The sequence below is a fragment of the Halomonas sp. HNIBRBA4712 genome (assembly GCF_043558675.1).
GTDB lineage: Bacteria > Pseudomonadota > Gammaproteobacteria > Pseudomonadales > Halomonadaceae > Vreelandella.
Map to the genome: position 1 here is coordinate 98,141 of NZ_JBIFXR010000010.1, position 6,573 is coordinate 104,713.

A 6,573-nucleotide genomic window follows, 5' to 3' on the forward strand; every position below is an offset into this window, starting at 1 on the left:
TTCGACGACGGCGCGGTCTGCATGGCTCAAGGCCCTACCCTTTCCAAAGCCGCGCTTTCCCGGCGCGCGTTCTTGACCAGCGCGGGGCTTGCCGCGCTGGGTATTGGGCTCGGCTTCTTCCCTTTTCAGGCATCGGCCTTCAACCCGACCCGCCTTCGCGAGCGCATGGGCGCGCTCTACGGCCAGCCCGGGCTTGCCAGGCTCGAAGGCTGGTTTGCGCTCTTGCAGCGCGCCGCCGGCCAGGATATCCAGACGCAGCTTCGCGAGGTCAACGACTTCTTCAACCGCAACGTGCGTTGGGTCGACGATATCATCACCTGGGGGCAGGAAGATTACTGGGCCACACCGCTCGAAGCGCTGGGCAAGGGCCAGGGGGACTGCGAGGATTACTCGATCGCCAAGTACATCACGCTCAAGCAGCTCGGCGTACCCGGCGAGCGCCTTCGCATGATCTACGTACGCGCCCGCATTGGGCGCAGCAGTATCACCCAGGCGCACATGGTACTGGGCTATTATGAGACCCCCAGCGCCGTGCCGCTGATTCTGGACAACATGGCGCCGTCGATCTCGCCGGCCTCTCAGCGCACCGACCTGGACCCGGTGTTCAGTTTCAATAGCCAGGGGCTCTGGGCCGGCGGCTCGTCGGAGTCGCGCGCGGACCCGCTGGCCAGGCTCTCGCGCTGGCGCAGCGTGCTGGAACGTATGCAGTCTCAAGGGTTTCTATAACAAGGACTTATCGTCATGTCGCTTATCAAACAGCTCTGGCTGGCCATCATCGGGCTTTTACTGCTCTCGTTTCTGGGCAGCCTTGCGATCAGCATTACCTCCAGCCGCGCGTATATCGAGCAGGAAATCAGCATCAAGAACCAGGATAACGCCACGGCGCTGGCGCTCTCCATGAGCCAACTCGATAAGGATCTGACGATTCTCGAACTGCTGGTGTCCGCCCAGTTCGATACCGGCTACTACCGGCAGATTACGCTGCGCGACGTCGAGGGGAACGTGCTGGTCGAGCGCTCTGCTCAGGCGTACCAGGGCCACGTGCCGGGCTGGTTTCGCCAGCTGATCGACTTCGACATCCCGCCAGGCACCGCCACCATTCAGGACGGCTGGCAGCAGTTCGGCACGCTGACGCTGCAAAGCCAGTACAGCTTCGCCTACCGGGCGCTGTGGCGTAACTTCATGGAGCTGATGGCCTGGTTCATCGCCGCGGGCATTGCAAGCCTGGCCGTGGCGGCGGTGGTGGTCAGCACCATCAAGCGCCCGCTCCACCGCGTGATCGAGCAGGCGCGCGATATCGGGTCGCGGCGCTTTACCACCATCAAGGAACCCAGCACGCTGGAGCTTCGCGAGGTCGCCCGCGCCATGAACCAGCTCTCGCACAACGTGCGCCAGATGCTGACTCATGAAAGCCATAAGCTCGACGAGCTGCGTCGCGATTTGCAGCACGACCGACTGACCGGCGCGCTCAACCGTAACGTGTTCATGACACGGCTGGCAGCACTTCTGGACAACGATGATGCGCGCGCCACCGGGCTTCTAGCCATGGTGCGCGTCGAGGATCTGCCCGGTCTCAACGCCCGGTTGGGTCACGATGCGACGGATAGCCTGTTGAAGAAGCTGGCGGAGCAGCTCGAAACCCTCGACCCTTCATCCGAGGAGACGCTGGTCGGCCGCCTCAACGGCAGTGACTTCATGCTGGCGCTGCCCGGCAATACCGAAAGCGCTGACCTGCGCGCGCGGTTGGCGCAGGCGCTGGCCGCCCTGCATGCGCCGCAGGAAACACGCCTGCCCGCCGCCATTACCAGTTACGCGCCGGAGGATGAGCGCAGCGCCCTGCTGGCCACGCTCGATGCCGCCCTGGCCGAGGCCGAAAGCGCGCCGGGCAACGCCGAGATCATCGTGCGCGAGCGCGAGTCACTGCCGCTTTACGCCACCCACGCGGCGTGGCGAACGGCGCTGGATGCGGCCCTGCACCAGGGGCCGCAGCTGGGGCGCTTCCCGGTACTCGGTGCCGACCGCCAGGTGCTGCACCACGAAAGCCCCGCGCGGCTCGAGCTCGCCGAGCAGTGGCAGAGCGCGGCCGTATTCATTCCCTGGCTTGCGCGCTTCAATCTGGAGCCGACGCTCGATATGGCGGTGATCAGGCAGGCACTGGCCCAGCTCCAACAGGATCCGAACCAGCTATTGGGGATCAATCTCTCGCTCGCCGCCATCAGTGACGCCTCGTTCGTCAACGAGCTGCGCGCGCTGCTGGAGAAAAATGCCGCCTACGCCCCCAGGCTCTGCCTGGAGGTGCCCGCGACCCGCGACCCGCGCGCGCTCGAGAGCCTGCGAAGCTTCTGCACGGCGCTCAGGCACCTGAACTGCCAGTTCGGCATCGAGCACGTGGGGGCAGAGTTTACCCGGCTGGCCGAGCTGCACGATTTGGGGCTCTCTTATTTGAAGGTGGACGCCAGCCTGGTGCGCGACATTGATACGTCCTTCGAGCAGCAGAGCATCCTGCGCGGCTTGACCACGCTTTGCCACTCGCTGGGCATCGTGGTAATCGCCGAAGGCGTGAAAACCGAACAGGAGCTCGAGCAGCTATTCCGCATGGGCATCGACGGCGTGACCGGCCCGGGCGTACAGGCCTAAAATCAGCCGGCGCTCGCCCCGGCTTTTGAACATGGCGGCATCAGATAATACCGCCATCCTCGCCGATCAAATTGACGTTGTTCTTGGCGCGTAGCGATTTACGCTGCATCACCTTGTTCTGCGCCGCTTGCGGTAAATCCGTGAACGAAATCACGCCTTTATCCAGCAGCACCTCCATCAAGTCCTCCACCACTCGCACGAAAGCCAGGTCCGAGGCGAGAAAGTTCGCTTTCGAACCTGGTTCGCTCGCCAGAAACGCCAGCACCTGCGGGTCATCCACGGCGATCTGCTCGGTGGCCTCGTTGGATGCCTCCTTGCTCAACGTCACGATCTCGCCTGCGGCATTGCGTTTGATATAAAACATGGCCATCGCCCTTTTCTGCATCCGGGATTCAAGGTTAAAAAAGGCCGCCTGACGGCGGCCTTGAGTCGTGCATGGTGATCACACGATGCGACTTACTGATCGATCTTCAGCTGGTGATCCTGCAGCATGCTCTGCAGGAAGTCCGAAGAGCTTTCGCCCTGAGGCATCGACACATCCTTGAGCACCACGCGCTGGTCGGCGTTACTGTTGTCCGACGATAAGCCACCGTCTGACTTGATGTGCAGAATTGTATCGTTTCCATCCTGTTCGGCGTGAATGTATTGATCGAGGTTCTCGCTGTTCTCACCCTGGAGCAAGTCCGCCAGATCCAGCCGATCCGCCTGATCGTTCTGACCGAACACGCCGCGAGTGAAGTCCATCACCTGATCCTCGGCCGGACGGTTCTCGGTTCCCTGGTCACCGAACTCCCACTTGAAGGTGTCCGCGCCGGCGCCGCCGTAGAGGATATCGTCACCGGGGCCACCGATCAGTGTGTCGTTACCGCCCATGCCAAAGAGAATGTCGTTCCCTTCGCCGCCCAGCAGTGTATCGTTGCCACCTTCGCCACCACCCAAGCGACCGAACTCGTCATGATTGTTGCTGATGTAATCATGCATTTGCTCGGGCGTTAGCTGATTGGGATCGCTCATTCCCAGCTGTCCGGCAATGTAGGCCTTCATGGCCGGCAGGCCATTACCGTCAATGCCGTCGAACTTGACCTGATCGCCGAAGATGATGTCGTCGCCGTCACCTCCAATAATCCTATCGTCCCCAGACGGCAGGTTCGTGTTTTGACCCTGAATCGCATCGGCCAGGTCTTCCGGATCGATATTGGACTGTAAGGTGCCTTCGAAGACGAACTTGCTTAAACGATCTTCGTCAAGCTGAGCACCGATTCCCACCGCGTTAACTTCTGACATTTTACTCAAGAATTTGAATGCGTCTTGAGCCTGCTGATAACTGTCCTTGACGTTTTTCGTGTCATCGAAGTAACCGTTACCACCCCGCTGGGATATCTCATAGCCGCCTTTACCGTCAGCCTGGACTTTACCCAGCTCAGAATAGTACCAACCGTTCTTGTAATAATAGTCGCCGCCGTATTGTGACCATTTGAGCACGCTTCCCGTTTCGGTAATAACCGGGAATTTGTAACCACCATCCAATTGGTAAAGAGGTTGATCGGGCTGATACTTGTACGTATTCAAATCGAGCTTGTAGCTACCATTTCTACCCGCTCCCACAGTTTTGGTTTCATTCTTCTGATAGAAGCTGGGCTCACCATCCGTGATGAAATAGGTCGAGTTGGTGCCTGAATTGGACGTTACCTGATCGGTATAGAACCAGTTCGCCGTAGTCTTGAAAGCGTCCTCGTAGTTGGTACCACCCTTGTTGGTAAACGTTTTCAGCATCTCATCGAGCTTGCTCAAAGCCCGTGGATCCGCCAGGTTAACGCTCAAGCTTTTACCGGCTTGATCGCTGAAATTCATCAGGTAAACGTTAACCGAACCCGCATTGTCGGTTCCTACGCTCTCGCTCAGGTCTTTAAAGACTTTTCGCAGCGAGTCAGTGGCATCCTTGACCCCCTTCGACCCCATACTGCCGGAAGTATCCACTACGAACGCCAAGTTGTAGTTCTGACCCGGAACGAGCTGGAGCCCCGCGACATCACCAATGATGATGTCATTGCCACTTCCGCCCTCGATACCGTCGTTACCCGGTGAGCCAACGATGACGCTATATTGCTCGACTCCCGTACTGGCGGTAGTGGTGGCTTCATCCACTACGATGGGCTGGCCCTTCTCATCGAGTCCCACCACTTCCTGGGACGTTGCGCTTGCAACGACATCAAAGGCTCCAGCGCTCACCGGCACCTTCATCTGCAGCGTCACGTCGATCGGCTTGAGCGCCTGGGCATCCGGGTTGGTAATGAACCAATTACCATTGGCCTGCTTGACGATATTCAAGCCACTCTTGTCGAGAAGCGTGGCGCCTTCGGGAATACCTTTCAACGTTATGCCCGACAGACGCTCACTGCCATCGGTATCCACGAGAGAGGCTTCAACGTGAAGCTCGACGATGTCAAAACCATCCTGACTGATCGTGGTCGTGGCATCACTGGGCATCACGGTGTGACCATCACCGAAGATCAGTCCCTTGATGTTGTTGACCACCACGGTGCGACCGGTATCCAAATCGGTGATGCGGCCGTCATAACCAGAGTTCTGATGCAGATCTCCAAGCGTTACGGAGTAGCTGCTGTAAGGCTTGCTCAGATAGACGTAATCCTTGTCGCCGCCATCGATTGAATTGACTGATTGGCCACCCTTGACCAGCTTGCTGAAATCACCCACCAGGGCGATCACATCAGCGCCATGAGTATTGTTAGCACTCCCCGGATTCAAGTTACCGTCACTAAAGGGCGGCTTGATGATCTTGCCATCGATACCACTTGCGGAAATATCCGTACCGTGCACGCTGATCGTTACCTTGCCGTGCTTGACCGTGATGGTCGAGTCACGTTCAGAGGCCACAGTGTCTCCGCGCTCAATAGAGACCTTGGGCGCATCGGCTACCGGTTTGATATCCACGGTGAACGTGGCGTCATTGCCCTCATTGTGACTATCCAGCGGTTTGAAGCCGAATTTTGCGTAGTCGGTTTGCTTATTACCCACACCGTCACCGCCGTAGCCATTGAAGCCTGACTCGTTGGGTTCGGGTACGAAACGCAGCCCATTTGCATCGACTTGGGCCTTGCTGAACCGATCGCCCACTTCGACTTCTCGCCAGCTGTCGCCGTCGCGGAATTGAAGCGCTCCATCCCTGGGCAAGCGAGTAATCATCACGCCCAGATCGGCCGCAGAGGAATCCTGATCGGTAATATTGAAGTCTGACCACTTGAGCAGGAAGTCCTTATGGCCTGCACTTGAGCTATCTTCCTTACCGATGGCGTAGCCGCCTTCCGACGTCGGGGCCAGGTCCACCGCATACTCCCGTTGAGTGTCGTCGGTGTAGGGGTTACCCGCGTCGTCGGTGCCGGTGACTTCGGCCGTGATGCTGTCGTGGTCGGCCAGTACCGAGCCGGGCACGTCGATGGCGTAGGTGAGGTTGCCCTCGCCGTCAGCCACGACCCGGCCTTCGTAGGTCGCGTCGCCCACGGTCAGGGTGACGGTGTCGCCCGCCTTGGCGTCGCCGCCGACGGTGCCGGTGACGGTTACGTCGCCCTTCGCTTCCTCGCCGTTGATCACGTCGTCACCGGCGATGGTGTCGATGGTGATCGTGGCGCTGGCGTCGAGGTTGACGGTGTAGGGCCTGTCGGTTTCGGCGCTGTAGGCATTGCCCGCCGCGTCGGTACCGGTGACCTCCGCCGTGATGGCGGTGTGCTTGGCCAGCTCCGAGCCGGGCACGTCGATGGCGTAGGTGAGGTTGCCCTCGCCGTCAGCCACGACCTCGCCCTCGAAGGTGCTTTCACCCACGGTCAGGGTGACGGTGTCACCCGCCTTGGCGTCGCCACCGACGGCGCCGGTGACGGTCACGTTGCCCTTCGCTTCCTCGCCGTTGATCACGTCGTCACC

Annotated in this window: 4 protein-coding genes; 2 read left to right on the plus strand and 2 right to left on the minus strand. The window is 59.7% G+C overall.

Translation table 11 applies throughout. From position 1 onward, the window contains the following. Positions 1-21 precede the first annotated feature (21 nt). Both ACGK9R_RS16205 and ACGK9R_RS16210 read left to right on the plus strand, forming a co-directional pair. Complete coding sequence (locus ACGK9R_RS16205; protein WP_394583186.1) at positions 22-726, plus strand: transglutaminase-like cysteine peptidase; 705 nt, start codon at positions 22-24, stop codon at positions 724-726. 15 nt (positions 727-741) lie between these two features. After that, on the plus strand, positions 742-2,637 hold the full coding sequence (locus ACGK9R_RS16210) for an EAL domain-containing protein (protein ID WP_394583188.1): 1,896 nt from the start codon (positions 742-744) through the stop codon (positions 2,635-2,637). Between the two features lie 40 nt (positions 2,638-2,677). Here the strand turns inward: ACGK9R_RS16210 and ACGK9R_RS16215 are convergent, their stop codons facing one another. Continuing rightward, positions 2,678-3,001: a tryptophan synthase subunit beta like protein gene (locus ACGK9R_RS16215; RefSeq protein ID WP_394583190.1), complete on the minus strand. Its 324-nt coding sequence runs from the start codon at positions 2,999-3,001 to the stop codon at positions 2,678-2,680. A 92-nt stretch (positions 3,002-3,093) separates the two neighbouring features. Further along, positions 3,094-6,564, minus strand: a complete 3,471-nt coding sequence (locus tag ACGK9R_RS16220; protein WP_394583192.1) for an Ig-like domain-containing protein — start codon at positions 6,562-6,564, stop codon at positions 3,094-3,096. Between the last annotated feature and the right edge of the window lie 9 nt (positions 6,565-6,573).

Coding starts and splice junctions, on each gene's coding strand:
- ACGK9R_RS16205 (WP_394583186.1), top strand. CDS start 22: ATGGCTCAAGGCCCTACCCTTTCCAAAGCCGCGCTTTCCCGGCGCGCG.
- ACGK9R_RS16210 (WP_394583188.1), top strand. CDS start 742: ATGTCGCTTATCAAACAGCTCTGGCTGGCCATCATCGGGCTTTTACTG.
- ACGK9R_RS16215 (WP_394583190.1), bottom strand. CDS start 3,001: ATGTTTTATATCAAACGCAATGCCGCAGGCGAGATCGTGACGTTGAGC.